This window comes from Streptomyces sp. NPDC111507, from assembly GCF_055638955.1.
Map to the genome: position 1 here is coordinate 141,727 of NZ_JBVKBU010000007.1, position 18,465 is coordinate 160,191.

Sequence of the window (18,465 nt, forward strand, 5' to 3'; positions counted from 1 at the left end):
TTCTGGGGACGTCCGTTGCTCGGATTTCCGTCAGGTCCGTGAAGTGTCCGTCAACTTCGTGCAGTCAGGATGCCGAGCACGTTGGCCGCGACGACGGCGCCGATGCCCGTCCACTCCGTCCAGCCCAGGCTCTGACCGAGGACGATCCACCCGACCAGACCGGCCAGGACGGGATTGACGCTCATGAACAGACCGAAGGCCGGGGCCGGGACGCGGCGCAGGGTGAACAGGTCCGCGAGGCAGGGCACCGCGGAGGACAGCACGCCGGCGGCCACGGCGCAGCCGACCGCCGTCGGTGTCGGAGGATGCCGGACCGCGACGGCGACGCCGACCGGCAGGAACAGTACGGCGGAGAGCGCGGCGGCGGCAGCGGACCCCGCCGCCCCGGGGATGCGGCGGTCGACGGTGCGGTTGAGCAGGATGTACGACGCCCAGCAGCCGGCGGCCAGCAGTCCGAGGCCCATTCCGAGGAAGTCGGCGGAGGGGCGCGGACGCATCAGCGTGACGACACCCGCCGCGGCGATCACCGCACAGCACGCGTCCAGGCGGCGGCGGGAGGCGGCCAGCGCGATGCTGAGCGGGCCCAGGAATTCGAGCGTCACCGCCAGCCCCAGGCCGACGCGGTCGATCGCCGTATAGAGGGACAGGTTCATGGTCCCGAATACCAGCGCCAGCAGCACGACCGGCCACCACTGCCCCCAGGTGAACGTCCGCAGCCGGGGGCGGCCCACTGCCAGCAGGACGACCGCGGCGACGTACTGACGCACCGCGACCACACCGACGGGGCCGAGGGCGGGGAAGGCCAGGGAGCCGATCGCGGCACCGGTCTGGTTGGACAGGCCACTGCCGACCATCGTGACCACGCCGGCCAGGCGTGTGCCGTCCGGCTTCGGGGTCGTGGGGGCCGGGAGAGTGCGACGCGCGGGTGCTGCCGGGCGTGCGGAGGGTGCGTGCATGGCTCGATGCTGGGAGGCCTCGGCTCTTGCGCAAAATGCATCAGCCGATCCATCTATACGCTTGAGTCATGGATCCTTCAGCCGAGGACGCTTCCGGCAAGGGCGCCTCCGTCGAGGAGGCTTTGGGCAAGGACGTATCCGTCACGGACGCATCCGCCACGGATGCCGTCGTCAAGCACGCCTCCGTCATGAATGTGGAGCTGCGGCAGTTGCGCTGTCTCGTCGCGATCGTCGACGAGGGCACCTTCACCGACGCCGCCATCGCGCTCGGGATCTCCCAGGCCGCCGTGTCCCGCACACTGGCCTCGCTCGAGCGCGTCCTCGGGGTGCGGCTGCTGCGGCGCACCTCCCGTGAGGTCGCCCCGACGGCGACGGGACTGCGGGTGCTGGCGCATGCCCGGCGGGTACTCGGCGAGGTGGCCGACCTGGTCCAGGAGGCTACGTCGGGTCGCGCCTCGCTGCGGATCGGGTACGCCTGGTCCGCGCTCGGCCGTCACACCCTGGCCTTTCAGCGCGACTGGGCGCGGGCGCACCCCGAGACGGAGCTGAGGCTCGTACGTGTCAACTCCGCCACCGCCGGCCTCGCCGAGGGAGCCTGCGACGCGGCCGTGGTGCGCAGAGCACTGGACGACCGGCGGTTCGACTCCGCGATCGTGGGGCTGGAACGGCGGCTGTGCGCCCTGGCCGCCGACGATCCGCTGGCCGGACGCCGCTCGGTGCGACTCGCCGACCTCGGCGGGCGCGTCCTGCTGATCGACCGCAGGACCGGCACCACCACGACGGAGCTGTTCCCGACCGACTCCCGCCCGCCGGTGACCAGGGAGACCCACGATGTCGACGAGTGGCTCACCGCGATCTCCACGGGGCGCTGTGTGGGCATGACGGCCGAGTCCACCGCGCACCAGTACCCGCGCCCCGGTGTCGTCTACCGGCCGGTGCGCGACGCCGAGCCCATCGCGGTGCGGCTCGCCTGGTGGCGGGACGACCCGCACCCCGCCGCCCCCGCCGCCATCGAACTCCTGACGGAGCTCTATCGCCGAGCCGCGTAGTCGACGTCGGGGCGCAACGTGTGGGCCGTGCTGCCCGCCGGTGTCACGCCGAGCCGCGCGCGATGACCCACCCGGGCTCGGGGCTGAGCCCGGCGAGATCGAGGCCGGGCGCGGCGCGGGCGGCGAGGCGGCCGTGCACTTCGACATCGGCCAGGTCGTGCAGGGCGGTCAGGGTGCGCAGGGGGATGTCGTCGTCGAAGGCCGCGACCGCCGTCACGGTCCCGTGCGCGGCGAGGAAGGTCCTCACGGCGACAGTCCTGCCGTCCTCGGACGGGCACGACGAAGGAGGTCAGCGGGGCGAGCCCCAGCGTGCTCACGGTCTCCCGGGCCAGGCGCGGCCGCACTTCCAGCAGCGGGGAGTCGTGGTCGGGCAACGCCATCGCGAGGTGCGTGTGACCGCGGTCGGCGAGATGTCGGATCTGCGGGGCGGCGTTCGCGGCGAACCGGAGCACGGCCCGGGGTGCGATCATGTCGAGGACCTGCTGCGGCGAGTGCGGCGCGCCATGGCCGTGCCGGACGAGCAGCACATGGTCGTGCGCGGCGAGTTCGTCGTCGAGGCCCCGGATGTAACTGCGCGAGTAGTTGCCCTCAAGGCCCCGGTCGATGTCGAGGACGACGATCCGCGAGGAGCCCTCGTGCAGCGCTCGCGCGATGCCGTGCGGTACGTACCCGAGGTCGCGTGCGGCCTGGCGTACGCGTTCGCTCAGCGTCACGTGTCGTGCACCGGCCGTCATCACGCCCCCGATCGGTTCTGTCGCGGCGGTACCGGGACCGTGGGCGACCGCCAGTGCAGGTCGTACGGCCGCACGCCGAACGGTCCCGTGTCGCTGGCGCGACGCGGGACCGTTCGGAGAAGACCAGTCGTCTTTGGCGAGATGACGGGCCGTCAATCTTCAGATGTCAGTTGCGACCACTGGGGTCAGCGTCCGCCACCACCGCCGCCGCCGTGGCCGCCGCCACCGCCGCCGCCGTGGCCGCCGCCACCGCCGCCGTGGCCGCCGCCACCGCCGCCGTGTCCGCCACCGCCGCCGCCGTGGCCGCCGCCACCGCCGCCGTGTCCGCCACCGCCGCCGCCGTGGTCTCCGCCGCCGCCGTAGCCGCCGCCACCGTGGTCTCCGCCACCGCCGCCGTGGTCTCCGCCACCACCGTGGTCACCGCCGCCGCCGTGGCCTCCGTCGTTCGAGCTGTAGGAGTAGTCGGAGGAGTGATCCGAGTGGGAACTGGCCGCGCTGGCGATGCCGGCTGTGCCGAACGCCAGGGCCAGAGCGGCGAACAGGCTGGCGACCAGCCGGAACGTCCTTGAAGTGATGATCCGCATGGTGCTTTCCCTTCCCGGGAGCGTAGACAGGTCCTGGCCCTGCACGGCCGCGGTGACGTCGGGCACCCAGGAGGCGCTGAGACGTTCGCGATGAGGGTCCGGTACATCGGCGTTGAATGTGACGGGAGTTGCCGTCCGCCGACTCACGCGCTGATCGCGCGGCATCGGGCCCACCTGGGCTGCTGAGTGCAGCGAACCCCGCGGCGGGGCGCCCGTCCGTCAGTTAACCGACGACCGGGTTGTCGTCGGTCGGAATGTAGTCGGTCGGGATGCTGAGATTGTTTGTCTTCTCGCCAGGCAAAACGTCTGTTTTCTGTTCAACCCGTATCCAACCTACGCATATCAGGACAATGAAGTCAAGCGCAGCGGGTGGGCCCCGGGAGTGCGGGATGTGGGTCATGGCATCGCGGGCAACTCCCTTTACTTCTTTTTGGGGTTGGGCGACTGACGCCCGCCCAGATCGGGGCCGGTCAGGGCGGTCCCGGCCGCTGCCTTCGGCCTGTGCGGCGCCCGGCACGCGCCCGGCCCGACCCACCCAAGGAAGCGGAGACGACGTCGAGTTGGCATTCTCCGCGGCGGATCCTCGACGGTCCTGTCCTCGGGCCGCCGACGCGCTCGACGTCCGTGGGGTGGGCGTCGCGCCCTTGCCCGGCCCGGGAGATGGGGCAGCGGCGTCGCCCTGTGCGGAGATCGACACCCGCCTGGCCGGGCGACGGTCACCGCCGAATGACCGTGGGACGCTTGGGGCTGGTCGGGGCCCTGTGGTGGCAGATGGCCAGGCCGCCGACAGGGCATGTCGGCAACATAGAGAACAAAATTGTTGACAATCTTGTTGGACTGGATTTAGGTTCGACAGGCACTCACTCAGGGAGGGCGCGATGCCGAAGGAAGCCCGTCCAGGCACCGGCGAGCAGGCCAAGCAGCACGCACTGGTGCATCTGCGGCAGGCGATCCTGCATGGCGACATGGCACCGGCCCAGCGGCTGGTGGAGAACGAACTCGCCGAGCAGTTCGGTGTCACGCGGGCCAGCGTCCGGGCGGCGCTGATCGAGCTGGAGTCGGAGGGACTGGTCGAGCGGATCCGCAACCGTGGCTCGCGGGTGCGGGTGGTGACGGTCGAGGAAGCGGTGGCCATCACCGAGTGCCGGATGGTCCTGGAGGGCCTCTGTGCGGCCAAGGCGGCCGTCGAGGCGAGCGAGGACCAGCTGGACCAGCTGACCGACCTGGGCACGGCGATGTCCAAGGCGGTCGCGGGCGGCGAGCCCCTGGTCTACTCCCGGCTCAACCACGAACTGCACGACCGGATCAGGGAGTTCTCCGGCCAGCAGGTCGCCGTGGGGCTGCTGGAGCGGCTCAACGGGCAGCTGGTGCGTCACCGTTTCCAGCTCGCGCTGAGACCGGGGCGCCCCCAGCAGTCACTGAGTGAGCACCTGGCCATGATCGAGTCGATCAGGGCCCGGGACCCGCAGGCGGCCGAAGCGGCCGTCCGTACCCACCTCGCGGGAGTCATCGACGCGCTGCGCCAATGACATCGCGGAGGTGGGGCATCCGGCCTGTCCACCAAGGAGATGTGAGCAATGACGCACGGCAAGGCGCCCACCACCCCACGATCGACACTTGTCATCACCGCGCATGCCGGGGACTTCGTCTGGCGGGCCGGGGGAGCCATCGCCCTGGCCGCGTCCCGTGGAGAGAAGGTGACCATCGCGTGCCTCACCTACGGGGAGCGCGGTGAGTCCGCCAAGGCCTGGCGCGAGGGCAAGTCGCTGGAGGAGATCAAGGAGATCCGCCGTGCCGAGGCCGAGGCGGCGGCCTCGACCCTGGGCGCCCGGGTGCGCTTCCTCGACGCCGGCGACTACCCCCTGCTCGTCACTCAGGAGCTGACCGACCAGCTCGTACGCATCTACCGCGACACCCAGCCCGACGTGGTCCTGACCCACCCCCTGGACGATCCCTACAACGGTGACCACCCGGCGGCCGCCCGCATGGCCCTGGACGCCCGCGTCCTCGCCCAGGCCATCGGCTATCCCTCCGAGGGCGAGATCATCGGAGCCCCGCCGGTGTTCTTCTTCGAGCCGCACCAGCCGGAGATGTGCGGCTTCCGGCCCGAGGTCCTCCTCGACATCACCCCGGTCTGGGAGACCAAGCGCAAGGCCATGGAGTGCCTCGCCGCCCAGCAGCACCTGTGGGACTACTACACCGACCTGGGCAAGCGGCGCGGCGTACAGCTCAAGCGCAACGCGGGCCCCAACCTCGGCCTGCCCCACGCCACCTACGGCGAGGCCTACATGCGTCCCTACCCGCAGGTCACGGAGGAGCTGGCATGAGCGGCCTGATCGTCACCAACCCGCCGCGCGCCCAAGCCGAGGACGTCGAGGCACTCGGCGGCTACGGGGTGGCCACCGTCCACGAGGGCATGGGCCGAACCGGCAGTCTCGGTCCCGGGTTCCGGCCCGTCCAGCAGGACGTGCGCATCGCGGGCACCGCGGTCACCGCCCTGTGCTGGCCCGGCGACAACCTCATGATCCACGCGGCGGTCGAGCAGTGCCGCGAGGGCGACATCCTCGTCGTGACCACCACCTCGCCCTCCACCGACGGCATGTTCGGCGACCTCTTCGCCACCGCGCTCCAGTACCGCGGGGTGCGCGGCCTGATCATCGACGCCGGGGTGCGCGACACCGCCGACCTGCGTGCCATGGGCTTCCCCGTCTGGGCGAGGGCCGTCTGCGCCCAGGGCACGGTCAAGGCCACGGGCGGCTCGGTGAACGTACCCGTCGTGCTCGGCGGCCAGGTCGTCCGCCCCGGTGACGTCATCGTCGCCGACGACGACGGCGTGGTCTGCGTACCCCGTGAGCGGGCCGGTGCGGCCGTCAAGGCAGCCGAGGCGCGCACCGCCAAGGAGGACGCCTCCCGGGCCGCCTTCGCCGAGGGCCAGTTGGGCCTGGACCGCTACGGCCTGCGCGAGACCCTCGTACGGCTCGGGGTGCGGTACCAGGCCTACGACGAGTACGAACACAACGGTTCCCCGTCATGAGCACCGGCGAGGAACTGCGCTGCATGCTGATGCGCGGCGGGACCTCGAAGGGCGCCTACTTCCTGGCCGAGGACCTGCCGGCCGACGCCGGGGCGCGCGACGACCTGCTGCTGCGGGTCATGGGCAGCCCCGACCCCCGGCAGATCGACGGACTCGGCGGAGCACACCCGCTCACCAGCAAGGTCGCGGTGGTCTCCCGCTCCCAGAGCCCCGACGCGGAGGTCGACTACCTCTTCCTCCAGGTGGGAGTGGACCGGGCCGAGGTCTCCGACCGGCAGAACTGCGGCAACCTCCTTGCGGGGGTCGGCCCGTTCGCCGTCGAACGCGGTCTGGTCGCCGCCCGGGAGGGGCGCACCTCGGTACGGATCCGGATGGTCAACAGCGGTGACCACGCCACCGCCACCTTCCCCACGCCGGACCGGCGTGTCTCCTACGCGGGGCCGGCCGAGATCTCGGGCGTGCCGGGCATCGCCGCACCCGTGGTGATCGAGTTCGAGCGGGGCAGCAACCCCCTGCTGCCCACCGGGCATGCCCGGGACATCGTCGCGGACACGCCGGTGACCTGCGTGGACAACGGCATGCCGACCGTGCTGATCGCCGCCTCCTCCCTACAGGTCACCGGCTACGAAAGGCCGCGGGACCTGGAGGAGGACCTGACCCTGCACGACCGGCTCCAGCGGATCCGCCTGGAGGCGGGCCTGCTGATGGGCCTGGGCGACGTCAGCGAGACGACCGTGCCCAAGCTCAGCCTGCTGGCACCGCCCGCGAACGGCGGCGCGGTCATGACCCGCACCTTCATCCCGGTCCGCTGCCACACCGCCATCGGCGTCCTGGGAGCCGCCAGTGTCGCCGCCGGGCTGCGCGTCCACGGCGGCGTCGGCCAGGACGTCGCCCGACTGCCCGAGAACGGCGGACGGCTGCGCATCGAGCATCCCACCGGATTCCTCGACATCGAGAGCGAGATCGACGACGGCACTCCGGGGGCCGCCCCCGTGGCCCGCCGTACCGCCGTCGTCCGCACCGCACGCAAGATCTTCGACGGTACGGTCTTCCCCCGGCCGGCCGGAGCCGCACTTCACCCTTAAGGAGGCCCGCATGGCCCCGCCCCTCGGCGACATCGCCCACCTCGGGCACGTCGAACTGCTCACCCCGGACCTGGACGGAAGTCTGCGGTTCTTCACCGACTACCTCGGTCTGACGGTCAACGGCCGCAGCGGTGACTCGGTCTATCTGCGGTCCTGGGACGACTACGAGCACCACAGCCTCGTCCTCACCGCGCACCAGACCTCAGGTCTGCGCCGCACGGCCCTGCGCGCCTCCAGCGAGGAGGCCCTGCAGCGGAGGGTCAAGGAACTGGAGGCCGCCGGTCACCGGGGCCACTGGACCGAGGACGAGCCGGGCCTCGGCCCGCTGTACGTCACCGCCGACCCCGACGGCCACGAACTGGCCCTGTACTGGGAGTCCGAGTGGTACCAGGCCCCGGACGAGCTGAAGCCGGGGCTGAAGAACCAGCCCCAGGCCAAGCCCGGTCACGGGGTGGGCGTACGCCGCCTGGACCATGTGAACTACCTGGCCGCCGACGTCGCCGCCAACGCCGACTTCCACCAGCACCTCCTGGGCGCCCGGCCGACCGAGCAGATCCAGCTCGACGGCGGCCGGATCGCCGCGAAGTGGCTGACGTTCACGAACAAGTCGTACGACGTCGTCTACACCGAGGACTGGACGGGCTCGCGCGGGCGGCTGCACCACATCGCGTTCGCGACCGACACCCGCGAGGAGATCCTGCGCGCCGCCGACCTCGCCCTCGACACCGGTGTGTTCATCGAGACGGGCCCGCACAAGCACGCCATCCAGCAGACGTTCTTCCTCTACGTCTACGAGCCGGGCGGCAACCGCATCGAGCTGTGCAACCCGCTCACCCGTCTCGTACTGGCCCCCGACTGGCCCCTGATCACGTGGACCCAGGCCGAGCGTGCCAAGGGGCAGGCGTGGGGTCTGAAGACCATCGAGTCCTTCCACACCCATGGCACACCGCCGCTGGACCCGGCCGCGGACCGCTGAGAAGCCGCGGACCACTGAGAACAAGTCAGCGAAACAGGCAGGGCGGCACACGGCTGTGTGCCGCCCATGGCCGTTTCACCTGCTGTTTCTCTCCTGCTGTAGCCTCGCGGAACCGCTGGCTGGATTGTTCCTGAGATTGTTGACAAAAGCGTTGACACTTTGGGAACCGGAACCCTAGCGTCGTGCGCACCATCGGGTCAGGCCGCTCGAGCCGCACCGACCCGCCTCACTCATCCCCTCCAGGGACACTGCTCCCGGACGAGAGGAAACAATGATGTCTCCCTCCCCAGACCTGCGCGCCCGCGGGATTGGACTGGCCACGCTGGTCGTCGGCCTGTGCTGGCTGGTCGTGCTCTTCGACGGCCTCGACATGTTCGTCTACGGCTCCGTGCTGCCCAACATGCTCGCCGAGCACGCCCTGGGGCTCCAGCCGTCCCAGGCCGGCGACCTGGGCAGTTACGCCACCTTCGGCATGCTGATCGGCGCGCTGTCCGCGGGTACGGTCACCGACTGGATCGGCCGCAAGAAGGTGATCATCACCTGCACGGCGGTCTTCTCGCTCGCGTCCGCCCTCTGCGCCGTCGCCCCCAGCCTCGGTGTCTTCGGACTCGGCCGGTTCATCGCGGGTCTCGGACTCGGCGGTCTGCTCCCCACCACGATCACGATGGTCGCCGAGTACGCCCCGCGAGGCCGCCGCGCGCTGATAGTCGGCACGCTGATGACCGCCCACCAGGCCGGCGGCATCCTGGCGGGCTTCGTCGGCCTGTGGACCACCGGCGCCGGCCAGTGGCGCGTCGCCTACGGGATCTGCGTGGTCCCGCTGCTCATCGGCGTCCCGCTGATCGCCAAGTACCTTCCCGAGTCCCTGAACTTCCTGATCGCCAAGGGACGCACACGGGAAGCCCGCGAGCTCGCCGAGCGCTACGACGTCGAACTCCCCGGCGTCGCAGCCGAGCGCCCCGCGGCCGGGGACCGCTGGAGCGCCGTCGTCGCCCTGTTCCGCGGCGGCCTGTGGCGCACCACGCTGCTGTTCTGGCTGGCCTCGTTCTGCGGCCTGCTGCTCGTCTACGGCGTCAGCAACTGGCTGCCCACCATGATGCGTGGCGCGGGCTACGAACTCGGCTCCTCGCTGTCCTTCGTCATCGTCATCAACCTCGGCGGCATCGCGGGCATGCTGATCGCCGGCCGCTTCTCCGACCACTTCGGCGGCGCGCGCGTCGCCACCGTCTGGTTCGCGGCCACCGCCCTCGGCGTCTATCTGCTCGGCATCCACATGGCGCTGCCGCTCACCTACGTCGTGGTCTTCCTGACCGGCCTGTTCCTCTTCAGTGCCCAGGCCATGATCTACGCGACGGTCGCCGGCCGCTCCAGCGACGACAACCGCGCCACCGCCGTGGGCTGGGTCTCCGGCATCGGCCGCTTCGGCGCCGTGTTCGGACCGTGGCTCGGCGGCCAACTCGTCGCGGCCAAGTCCGAGAGCTGGGGCTTCACGGCGTTCGCCATCGCCGCCGTGCTCGCCACGGTCTTCGTCGCCCTCACCGGCCTGCGCGGCCCCCGGCGGACCCCGCAGCCCGACGCCGCCCAGCAGCTGACCACCACCGGCTGACCGCGACGGCATGCCCGAGGCCGGGACCTGGCGGGCCCGGCCTCAGGCATGTCCGGATCAGATACGACCAGTGGCACCCATGGCCCTCTTCAGCCCATCTGGTCCTGTGCCGAGAGGTGTTCGACCGTCACCCCGGTCTCGGTGAACGTACGCGTGACCGTGCCCGACGTGTACACCCACAGGATGCGCAGCGGGCGGTCGCCGATGTTGCGGAACAGATGGGGGACGGGCGACGGCACGTACGTGGTGTCGAACCGCTCCAGCTTCGTCACCTCACCGTCGACCACCACCTCCGCCTCGCCCTCGAGGATCGTCACGTGCTCGTCGCAGTTGTGCGAGTGCAACGGCGCCCCGGAGCCGACCGGATAGACGCTCATGCCGCTGGTGATGCGGTTCTCCCCGGCTGCCGAGGGCGTGGTGATCAGCGGCGTCGTCATGACGGCACCCCCACGGTCGAGCGGCGGCACGGACGCGACTTTGATGATCGTGGTCATCCGGAGTTCCTCTCCCATCAACGCTGTTGCGTCGATCGACGTTAGGTCGCGTCCCCCTGAATGGGTGCCCTCCGGCGTGCAGTTTTACCTTGCATTCCGGGAGGGGTGAGCTTTCCGAACTCGGCTGTACCTTCGGCTGGCATCGCACGGCTTCCCCCGTACGCGCCGGAAACACGCCGGAAAGAGAAGGCAGGTATCGGCCCCATGAGGCTCCCCGTTCTCACCGATGAGGAAATGAATCCCCGCCAGCAGGAACTGGCCGCCCGCATCGCCGGCCGGCGCGGCGCCGTCCGTGGCCCCTTCCGTGTCTGGCTGCACAGCCCGGAGATGTGCGAACGCGCCGAATCCCTCGGTGCCTTCGCCCGCTTCGACTGCGACCTCCCCAGGCATCTGCGGGAGCTCACCCTGCTGATGGCCGCCCGGAACTGGGACGCGCAGTACTCCTGGAACGCGCATGTGCACCAGGCCATCGAGGCCGGCATCCCGGAGGCCGCCGTCAAGGCCGTTGCCGAGAAGCGCGAGGCGGTCTTCGACGACGAGGCGGACCAGGCCTTCTACCGGTTCTGCCGCGAGGTCCTCGAGAACCACTTCGTGTCCGACGAGACCTTCGCCCGCGCACTCGAACACTTCGGTCCCAAGGGCCTGGTCGACACCATCGGCGCGCTCGGCAACTTCACCATGCTGGGCATGTGCCTGAACACCTTCCAGGTGGACCTCCAGGCCGATCGTGAGCCCCCCTTTCCCGACATCCGCGGCTACGAGCGTGTCGTCCCCGACGGGGACGGACCACGGCCGTGACGGCCCTCCCGGCCGTGGTGCGCGTACGGGGCGTCACCAAGAGCTTCGGCGGGGCGGCCGCGCTCAAGGGTGTGGACCTCGATCTGTACCCCGGCGAAGTGCACGCTCTGATGGGCATGAACGGAGCGGGCAAGTCGACGCTGGTGCAGATCCTCTCCGGTGCGCACCAGCCCGACGGCGGCACCATCCAGGTCAACGGGGCCACGTACTCCGGACTGACCGTGCGCAGGGCCCGACGGCTCGGCATCGCGTCGGTTCCCCAGCGCCGCGAACTGGCGATGGGTCTGACCGTGGCCGAGAACGTCATGCTGGGCGACCTGCCCACCCGGCGCGGCAGGGTCCACTGGAAAGCCGTCGACTCCGAGGCGAGGAAGGCGCTGTCCGGCCTCGGCATCGACATCGACGTGGAGCGCACCGCGCGTTCGCTCACCGTCGCCGAACAGACCATGGTCGAGGTGGCGCGGGAGGTCCGCCGCGGCGGCCGGATCCTGATCCTCGACGAGCCGACCGCCTGCCTGAGCGCGGAGGCGGCGCACCAGATCAGGGACCTGGTGCGCACCCTGCGCGACGACGGCGTCGCCGTCGTCTACATCTCGCACTACATCGACGAGGTCATGGCCGTCGCCGACCGCCTCACGGTCCTGCGGGACGGCGACGTCGTACGCAGCGCGCCGGCCGACGACCTCGATCCGGCGGGGCTCGTGCGCAGCATGGTCGGCCGGGACGTGGTCTCCCGGCGCGTCGAACGCGCCGCCCCCAAGGACGACATCGGCCTCGCGGTGCACGGTCTGAGCGACGGCCGGACCATCCGGGACTTCACCGTCGAGGTACGCAAGGGCGAGATCGTCGCGGTGCTGGGACCGGCCGGGGACGCGCAGTCACGCCTCTTCGACGTGCTGTCCGGCCGCCGCCGCCCCGACCTCGGCACCGTGCTCGTCGACGGCGCCCCCGTGCCCCTCGGCAGGGTCCGCGCCTCGCTCGCCAGCGGCCTGCGGTGCGTCACCGGAGACCGCAGGGCGCTGGGCCTGGTCCCCGAACTCTCCCTGGACGAGAACCTGATGCTGGCCGACGACCGCTTCGCACGCCGCCGCGTCCACCGGCGCGGCGCGCTCACCCGCCGCGCGGCCCCGCTGCGCAAGAGCTACGGAGTGGTCTCCCTCGCCGGGAACCCGCCGGTGAGCGCGCTGTCCGGAGGCAATCAGCAGAAGGTGCTGCTGGCCAAATGGCTGCAGACCGAGCCGGTCGCCTGCTTCCTGGAGGACCCCACCAACGGCGTGGACATCGCGGCCATGGCCGACATCCACACCCTCGTCGACGACCTCGCCTCGCGGGGCGCGGCCGTACTGCTCGCCTCCTCCTCCGCCGAGGAGGTCATGCGGCTGGCCGACCGCGTCGTGGTCGTCAGCGCCGGCCGCGCGGTCGCCGAACACGACATCACCGCCATCACCCACGACGAACTCGTCGCCACCGCTCTCGGAGGTCAACCGCAGTGAGCGTCAAGACACTCGCCGACGCGCCGGGCGTCAGCGACCCGCCCGAGGAGCCCCGGCCCCGGTTCACCTTCGGCGCCCTGCGCCGTGCGCCGCACACCGGCCTGATCGCGGTCCTGATCGTCGTGGTGGTCGCCACCGCGCTGCGGACCGACTCGTTCGCCACCACCACGAACCTGATCAACGTGCTCCGTCAGGTGAGCGTCACCGCGGTGATCGCCGCCGGCCTCACCCTGCTGATGACCGCGGGCGGCATGGACTTCTCCATGGGCAGCAACGTGTCCGTCACCACCGCCGTCGGTGCGCAGTTGCTCTCCCACGGCCACTCCACCGCGTTCACCGTGATCGCCGCGGTGCTGCTGGCCACGGTTATCGGGCTGGTAAACGGGATGGTGGTGACGTTCACCAACGTGGCCCCCTTCGTCGCGACCCTGGCGACGGCCACCCTGCTCGACGGCGTCGCGCTCCTGGTCCAGGGCGGCCTCAGCGTCTCCATCGGCACCAGGATGTTCTCCCTGGGCAACGACAAGGTCCTCGGGGTGCCGTACCTGCTGATCGTCGCGGTCCTCGTGCTGCTGGCGACCGCCCTGGTCATGCGGTTCACCGTGTTCGGGCGGGACGCCTTCGCCATCGGCGGCAACGAGCACGTCGCCCGGCTCAGCGGCATCAACGTCACCGCGCGCAAGCTCACGTTGTACGCCGTCACCGGCGCCCTTTCGGGTCTCGCGGGCGTGATGCTGCTGTCCCGGCTGGGTGCCAGCAGCCCCGGCACCGGCGGCCTCACCCTGCAACTCACCGCCGTCGCCGCTGTGGTGATCGGCGGCACCTCACTCGCCGGCGGTCACGGAACCGTCGTGGGAACAGCGCTCGGGGTCCTGCTGCTCGGCGTGGTGGCCAACGCCCTCAACCTCGTGCAGGTCTCCAGCTACTTCCAGCAGGTCTCCGTGGGCGGCGTGCTCCTCGTCGCGGCCATCGCCAACGAGCTCCACAAGGCCCGCTCCGCGCGGCACTGACCCCCCGTCTTCTCTCCACCGCCCGTCATGAAAGGCGTACGACCATGAGACTCTCCGCCCGCTCCCGCCGAGCGATGCTCGCCGCCGTCGCCGGCACCACCCTGGTGCTGAGCGGCTGCGGTAAGGACACCGGCAGTGGGTCCGGCTCCGTGTCCCTCGGATTCGTCAACGGCGCCGACACCGAATTCCACACCTGTCTGCAGAAAGCCCTGGAACAGACGGCGAAGTCGGAAGGTGCGAAGGTCTACACGGCCAACTCCCACCAGAATTCCGGCACCGAGCTGTCCAATATCGAGGACATGATCTCCCGGAATGTCAGCGCGCTCATCGTGCAGACCGTCAACGTCGACGCGCTCAAGGGCGACATAGCCAAGGCCAAGGCCTCCAACATTCCGATCTACCTGACGTCCGTCGCCACCAGCGACGTGAACGACATCCTCGGCGCGGCGGTCGTCGACCTGGGCAAGGTCGGGGCCCTGGACGCCGGCTGGGTCGCCAAGGACGCGGGCGGCAAGGACGTACAGGTCGGTGTCATCGCGGGTGCGCCCGGTGCCGCCTCCGATCTGCTGGTGGGCGGTTTCACCAAGGCGCTGCCCGGCAACGCCAAGGTGGTCGCGAACCAGCCGGGGATGTTCAACGCGGCCAAGGCGCAGGACGTCGCCGAGAACATGATCCAGGCCCACCCGGACCTCGCCTACGCCTTCGTCGCCAACGAGGAGATGGGCCTCGCGGCACGCAAGGCGTTCGACGCGGCCGGCGCCAAGGACGTCAAGATCGTGACCACCAACGGCACCGACGAGGGCCTGGCCGCCGTCAAGGACGGCCGCTTCTCCGCCACCGTGGCCAACTCGGCGATGACGATCGGCCAGACCGCGGCCAAGAACGCGATCGGACTCCTGGACAAGAAGAAGGTTGACAAGATTGCCAACATTCCTCTTCTCTTGGTCACCAAGGACAACCTGAGCAAGGCACCCCAGTACTGCCCCAAGTAACCGAACCCGCACCGCGTAGCGGTGTCTGCCGCGAAGGCGTCCTGAGCCGCCCGTCCACCGCGTCGCCGGAATGTCCGACACAGCCGCCATGAGGACATTCCAGCGCGGTACGCCCACACACCCGTACGACCGGCACCGCCGCCGGGGCCCACCCCTGGCAGTCGTGGGCCTCCGGAGGAAACATGGATCGCTTGCTCCTCATGCACAGCTTCGTCACCGTCGCGCAATCCGGCAGTTTCAGCGGAGCCGCGAAGAAGCTGGGCTCCTCGGGCTCGCTGGTGTCACGGCACGTCGCCGAGCTGGAACGGCAGGTGGGGGTCCGCCTGGTCAACCGCACGGCCCGTTCGGTGAGCCTCACCGAACCCGGGCAGCGCTACGCGGAGTTCGCCGCGCGCATCCTGGAGGAGATCGAGGCCGAGGACGCCGGCATCGCCCAGCTCCACGACCGCGCCGAAGGGACGCTCAGCATCATCTGTCCCAAATGGATAGGCAGCCTCGACCTCGGGGACGCCATCGCCGCCTTTTCCGCCGCACACCCGAAAATCCAGGTGCGGTTCGAACTCGGCGGCATGTCCGACCGGACCTACGATTTCCTGGACGGCGGATTCGACGTGGCATTTCACACCCGCGACCTCCGGGACTCCAGCGTCCGCCTCAAGAAGATCGCCTCGCTCCCGTTCGTGCTGTGCGCCGCCAAGGAATACCTGAACCGTAACGGGCCACTGACCGAACCGAACGGCCTCGCGCACCACGACTGCCTCGTGCACGTCAACGACCCGGTCTGGCGCATCGGCCACGGACACGCGTCCACCCTGCACAAGATCCGCAACATCGCGTTCTCGTCCAACTCCTACATCGCCCTGCAGAAAGCGGCCGTGCACGGGCGCGGTCTCGCCCTGCTCCCGCAGCGACCCGCCTACGACGACCTGGTCTCCGGCGCTCTGCAGGTCCTGCTGCCCGAACTCGCGGTGCCCGACCGGCCGCTGTACGCGATCTACGGACCCGGGCAGGACACCCCGCGCAAGATCAGCGTCTTTCTCGCATTCCTGACGGACTGGTTCTCGCAGAATCCCATTCCGGCGATCCGGCCGTAACCGCAAGAAACGATTGCACAGTCCGTCGGCCCCGAGCGTTGAGACGCCGCCACCCGAAATCTACGCTCATCAGGCGACCCGTGAAACGAGGAGACCATGGGAATCCAGAGAATCGAATCGGTCACCTACGGCATCGACGACCTCGATGAATGCGCCCGTTTCTTCGGCGACTTCGGACTGTTCCTGGTGGAACGGACCGACGAGTACGCGGTGTTCGAGACGCTCACCGGGCAGACCCTCCACCTCGACACCGCCCCCGGGCCGATGCTGCCGCCGCCGGTGGAAGCGGGTCCCACCCTGCGCGAGGTGGTGTGGGGCGTCGACACGGCGAAGGAGCTGAAGCGGCTCGTCGCGGCCGTCGGCCGGGACCGGACGGTCCGGGAGGACGCCGCCGGAGTGTTCCACACCGTGGACGAGACCGGTTTCGGAGTCGGTCTGACCCTGGCCCGGCCCAAGCCCGCGCCCCTCACCCCCCGGCCCGCCAACGCCCTGGGCAGCGTCGGCCGCTGGAACACCGCCCTGGAGCCGATCACCCGCGTCCACCCTTTGCGGATGTGCCATGTGGCCCTCAACATCCTCAAGGACGGCCGCGAGGAGGCCGTCGCGTTCTACGTGGAACGGCTCGGCTTCCGGCCCACCGACGTGGTGAAACCCATGGGCGTCTTCATGCAGGCCCCGGGCGACCAGGACCAGCACACCATGCTGCTGTGCCACCGCCCCGACAGGGCCGGCGTCAACCACATCGCCTACGAGGTGCCCGGCTTCGACGACGTCATCGAGGGCGGCAACTACATGATCGACCACGGCTGGCGCGAGGCCCGCAGACTCGGCCGCCACACCGTCGGTTCGAATGTCTTCCGGTTCGTGCACGCACCCTGCGGCGGACGGGTCGAGTACGCCGCCGACATGGACCGCGTCGACGACCGGTACGAGACCCGGGTCCACGAGAGCACCCCGCCCCACCACATCTGGGCGCTGCGCACCAACCACGACCAGCAGGACGCCCCCGCCTCCTGACCCTGCGCCGCCTTCGGCCGGGGAAACCCGCGCCTTGGGCGGAGGCACCCCCCATTCGCTTCGCTCGCCAGCCTGAGAGGGCACCCACTCATGACCTCCGACCACGGCTACCCCGCCGTCCGCATGTACATAGCGGGCGAGTGGTGCCAGGGCGGCACCGGACGGACTGCCCCGATCGTGAACCCCGCCACCGAGGAGGTGATCGGAGAAGTACCGCTCGCCACCACCGACGACCTGGACCGCGCCCTGGCCGGCGCCGCCGAGGGCTTCAGGGCCTGGCGCGACACACCCGTCGCACGACGCACCGCCCTCCTGCACGCCGCCGCCGACCTGCTCACCGAGCGCAGCGCCGACGTCGGCCGGATCATGACCCTGGAGCAGGGCAAGCCCCTCGCCGAAGCCACCGGGGAGGCCCGCCGCGTCGCGGACACCCTGCGCTGGCACGCCGACGACGCCCGCCGCGCCTACGGTCGCATCATTCCCTCGGCCCCCGGCACCCTGCTGTCCGTACGACGTGAACCCATCGGTCCCGTGGCCGCGTTCGTCCCCTGGAACTTCCCGGCGGGCGGCCCGATGCGGAAGATCTCCTCCGCGCTCTCCGCGGGCTGCTCCCTCATCATCAAGGCCTCGGAGGAGACACCCGCCACCGCCGCCGCCCTCGTCGGCTGCTTCGTGGACGCGGGCCTGCCGGCCGGTGCGCTCAACCTCGTCTTCGGCGAACCCGCCGAGGTCTCCGCGCACCTCATCGCCTCCCCGGTCACCCGTCTGATCGCCTTCACCGGCTCGGTCCCCGTGGGCAAGCTGCTCGCCACCGCGGCCGGCGAGGTCATGAAGCCCTCCCTGATGGAGCTGGGCGGCCACGCCCCGGTGATCGTGTGCGCGGACGCCGACCCGGCCAGGGCCGCGCGCCGCGCCGCCCAGGCGAAGTTCGCCAACGCCGGACAGGTGTGCACCTCGCCGAGCCGGTTCCTGGTCCACGAGAGCCTCGTCGAGGACTTCACCGCGGAGTTCGTGAAGGCCGCCGAAGCGGTCGTCGTCGGCGACGGCCTGGCCGAGGGCACCACCATGGGGCCACTCGCCAACGAGCGCCGGCTCCTGGCCGCTCAGCGCCTGACCGCCGATGCCGTCAGCCGGGGAGCGACCGTCCGCACCGGCGGCGAACGCCTCGACCGCGCCGGGTACTTCTTCGCGCCGACCGTCCTGACCGACGTACCGGCGGATGCGGACCTCCTGCACGAGGAACCGTTCGGACCCCTCGCGCCGATCGCCCCCTTCGGCGACCTCGACGAGGCGCTCACGACCGCGAACGCGCTGCCGTACGGCCTCGCCGCCTACGGCTTCACCGAGTCCGCCGCCACCGCCGAGCACCTGGTGCGTGAACTGGAGGCCGGCATCCTCTCCGTCAACCACTGCGGCGGCTCCGTCAGCGAGGCCCCCTCCGGCGGCGTCAAGGAGAGCGGGTACGGCAGGGAGGGCGGGCCCGAGGCCCTGGACGCCTACCTGATCACCAAGCGCGTCTCCCATCTGCTGGCGGGCTGAACGT

The 18,465-nt window shown here is 70.5% G+C and carries 18 protein-coding genes; 14 read left to right on the forward strand and 4 right to left on the reverse strand.

The genetic code is table 11. The features are described from left to right. Positions 1-50: 50 nt before the first annotated feature. Positions 51-956, reverse strand: a complete 906-nt coding sequence (locus ACZ7M2_RS27740; RefSeq protein WP_471597579.1) for an EamA family transporter — start codon at positions 954-956, stop codon at positions 51-53. A 188-nt stretch (positions 957-1,144) separates the two neighbouring features. On the opposite strand from ACZ7M2_RS27740, the gene ACZ7M2_RS27745 reads away from it, so the two are divergent. Then, on the forward strand, positions 1,145-2,005 hold the full coding sequence (locus tag ACZ7M2_RS27745; RefSeq protein WP_471597820.1) for a LysR family transcriptional regulator: 861 nt from the start codon (positions 1,145-1,147) through the stop codon (positions 2,003-2,005). Positions 2,006-2,048: 43 nt separating this feature from the next. Here the strand turns inward: ACZ7M2_RS27745 and ACZ7M2_RS27750 are convergent, their stop codons facing one another. Continuing rightward, on the reverse strand, positions 2,049-2,252 hold the full coding sequence (locus tag ACZ7M2_RS27750; protein ID WP_471597580.1) for a hypothetical protein: 204 nt from the start codon (positions 2,250-2,252) through the stop codon (positions 2,049-2,051). Between the two features lie 653 nt (positions 2,253-2,905). Then, complete coding sequence (locus ACZ7M2_RS27755) at positions 2,906-3,160, reverse strand: hypothetical protein (protein ID WP_471597581.1); 255 nt, start codon at positions 3,158-3,160, stop codon at positions 2,906-2,908. Positions 3,161-4,201: 1,041 nt separating this feature from the next. On the opposite strand from ACZ7M2_RS27755, the gene ACZ7M2_RS27760 reads away from it, so the two are divergent. From ACZ7M2_RS27760 to ACZ7M2_RS27785, 6 genes are all read left to right on the forward strand, one after another. Continuing rightward, positions 4,202-4,852: a GntR family transcriptional regulator gene (locus tag ACZ7M2_RS27760; RefSeq protein WP_351301650.1), complete on the forward strand. Its 651-nt coding sequence runs from the start codon at positions 4,202-4,204 to the stop codon at positions 4,850-4,852. 48 nt (positions 4,853-4,900) lie between these two features. After that, positions 4,901-5,650 (forward strand): PIG-L deacetylase family protein, encoded by a 750-nt coding sequence (locus tag ACZ7M2_RS27765; protein WP_352047154.1) that lies wholly within the window; start codon positions 4,901-4,903, stop codon positions 5,648-5,650. Next, positions 5,647-6,357 (forward strand): 4-carboxy-4-hydroxy-2-oxoadipate aldolase/oxaloacetate decarboxylase, encoded by a 711-nt coding sequence (locus ACZ7M2_RS27770; protein ID WP_471597582.1) that lies wholly within the window; start codon positions 5,647-5,649, stop codon positions 6,355-6,357. The genes ACZ7M2_RS27765 and ACZ7M2_RS27770 overlap by 4 nt, the downstream gene beginning before the upstream one ends. Further along, positions 6,354-7,442, forward strand: a complete 1,089-nt coding sequence (locus ACZ7M2_RS27775) for a 4-oxalomesaconate tautomerase (RefSeq protein WP_471597583.1) — start codon at positions 6,354-6,356, stop codon at positions 7,440-7,442. The genes ACZ7M2_RS27770 and ACZ7M2_RS27775 overlap by 4 nt, the downstream gene beginning before the upstream one ends. 10 nt (positions 7,443-7,452) lie before the next feature. Further along, complete coding sequence (locus tag ACZ7M2_RS27780) at positions 7,453-8,418, forward strand: catechol 2,3-dioxygenase (RefSeq protein ID WP_471597584.1); 966 nt, start codon at positions 7,453-7,455, stop codon at positions 8,416-8,418. Positions 8,419-8,692: 274 nt separating this feature from the next. After that, positions 8,693-10,024 carry an MFS transporter gene (locus tag ACZ7M2_RS27785; protein WP_471597585.1) on the forward strand — a complete coding sequence of 444 codons (1,332 nt, stop codon included), beginning with the start codon at positions 8,693-8,695 and terminating at the stop codon, positions 10,022-10,024. Between the two features lie 89 nt (positions 10,025-10,113). On the opposite strand, the gene ACZ7M2_RS27790 is transcribed toward ACZ7M2_RS27785, so the two are convergent. Then, positions 10,114-10,518, reverse strand: coding sequence for a cupin domain-containing protein (locus ACZ7M2_RS27790; RefSeq protein ID WP_388527119.1), 405 nt, complete (start codon positions 10,516-10,518; stop codon positions 10,114-10,116). A 234-nt stretch (positions 10,519-10,752) separates the two neighbouring features. Here ACZ7M2_RS27790 and ACZ7M2_RS27795 point away from each other — a divergent pair, with 234 nt between their 5' ends. From ACZ7M2_RS27795 to ACZ7M2_RS27825, 7 genes are all read left to right on the forward strand, one after another. Continuing rightward, positions 10,753-11,316, forward strand: coding sequence for a carboxymuconolactone decarboxylase family protein (locus ACZ7M2_RS27795; RefSeq protein WP_352047247.1), 564 nt, complete (start codon positions 10,753-10,755; stop codon positions 11,314-11,316). After that, positions 11,313-12,809, forward strand: coding sequence for a sugar ABC transporter ATP-binding protein (locus ACZ7M2_RS27800; RefSeq protein ID WP_471597586.1), 1,497 nt, complete (start codon positions 11,313-11,315; stop codon positions 12,807-12,809). The genes ACZ7M2_RS27795 and ACZ7M2_RS27800 overlap by 4 nt, the downstream gene beginning before the upstream one ends. Continuing rightward, positions 12,806-13,819: an ABC transporter permease gene (locus tag ACZ7M2_RS27805; RefSeq protein WP_471597587.1), complete on the forward strand. Its 1,014-nt coding sequence runs from the start codon at positions 12,806-12,808 to the stop codon at positions 13,817-13,819. Before ACZ7M2_RS27800 ends, ACZ7M2_RS27805 begins: the two co-directional genes overlap by 4 nt. Before the next feature lie 44 nt (positions 13,820-13,863). Beyond that, on the forward strand, positions 13,864-14,811 hold the full coding sequence (locus ACZ7M2_RS27810; protein ID WP_471597588.1) for a sugar ABC transporter substrate-binding protein: 948 nt from the start codon (positions 13,864-13,866) through the stop codon (positions 14,809-14,811). Positions 14,812-14,993: 182 nt separating this feature from the next. Then, the gene (locus ACZ7M2_RS27815) at positions 14,994-15,905 is read left to right on the forward strand and encodes a LysR family transcriptional regulator (protein ID WP_471597589.1); all 912 of its coding nucleotides are present in this window, start codon (positions 14,994-14,996) and stop codon (positions 15,903-15,905) included. 96 nt (positions 15,906-16,001) lie between these two features. Beyond that, entirely contained in the window at positions 16,002-16,922 is a 921-nt protein-coding gene (locus ACZ7M2_RS27820; protein WP_471597590.1) for a VOC family protein, read from the forward strand. Between the two features lie 90 nt (positions 16,923-17,012). After that, the gene (locus ACZ7M2_RS27825) at positions 17,013-18,461 is read left to right on the forward strand and encodes an NAD-dependent succinate-semialdehyde dehydrogenase (RefSeq protein ID WP_471597591.1); all 1,449 of its coding nucleotides are present in this window, start codon (positions 17,013-17,015) and stop codon (positions 18,459-18,461) included. The last annotated feature ends 4 nt before the right edge of the window (positions 18,462-18,465 follow it).

Excerpts from the sequence above, each read along its gene's own strand:
- ACZ7M2_RS27740 (WP_471597579.1), bottom strand. The coding sequence starts at position 956 with ATGCACGCACCCTCCGCACGCCCGGCAGCACCCGCGCGTCGCACTCTC.
- ACZ7M2_RS27745 (WP_471597820.1), top strand. The coding sequence starts at position 1,145 with ATGAATGTGGAGCTGCGGCAGTTGCGCTGTCTCGTCGCGATCGTCGAC.
- ACZ7M2_RS27760 (WP_351301650.1), top strand. The coding sequence starts at position 4,202 with ATGCCGAAGGAAGCCCGTCCAGGCACCGGCGAGCAGGCCAAGCAGCAC.
- ACZ7M2_RS27765 (WP_352047154.1), top strand. The coding sequence starts at position 4,901 with ATGACGCACGGCAAGGCGCCCACCACCCCACGATCGACACTTGTCATC.
- ACZ7M2_RS27770 (WP_471597582.1), top strand. The coding sequence starts at position 5,647 with ATGAGCGGCCTGATCGTCACCAACCCGCCGCGCGCCCAAGCCGAGGAC.
- ACZ7M2_RS27775 (WP_471597583.1), top strand. The coding sequence starts at position 6,354 with ATGAGCACCGGCGAGGAACTGCGCTGCATGCTGATGCGCGGCGGGACC.
- ACZ7M2_RS27780 (WP_471597584.1), top strand. The coding sequence starts at position 7,453 with ATGGCCCCGCCCCTCGGCGACATCGCCCACCTCGGGCACGTCGAACTG.
- ACZ7M2_RS27785 (WP_471597585.1), top strand. The coding sequence starts at position 8,693 with ATGTCTCCCTCCCCAGACCTGCGCGCCCGCGGGATTGGACTGGCCACG.
- ACZ7M2_RS27790 (WP_388527119.1), bottom strand. The coding sequence starts at position 10,518 with ATGACCACGATCATCAAAGTCGCGTCCGTGCCGCCGCTCGACCGTGGG.
- ACZ7M2_RS27795 (WP_352047247.1), top strand. The coding sequence starts at position 10,753 with ATGAATCCCCGCCAGCAGGAACTGGCCGCCCGCATCGCCGGCCGGCGC.
- ACZ7M2_RS27810 (WP_471597588.1), top strand. The coding sequence starts at position 13,864 with ATGAGACTCTCCGCCCGCTCCCGCCGAGCGATGCTCGCCGCCGTCGCC.
- ACZ7M2_RS27815 (WP_471597589.1), top strand. The coding sequence starts at position 14,994 with ATGGATCGCTTGCTCCTCATGCACAGCTTCGTCACCGTCGCGCAATCC.
- ACZ7M2_RS27820 (WP_471597590.1), top strand. The coding sequence starts at position 16,002 with ATGGGAATCCAGAGAATCGAATCGGTCACCTACGGCATCGACGACCTC.
- ACZ7M2_RS27825 (WP_471597591.1), top strand. The coding sequence starts at position 17,013 with ATGACCTCCGACCACGGCTACCCCGCCGTCCGCATGTACATAGCGGGC.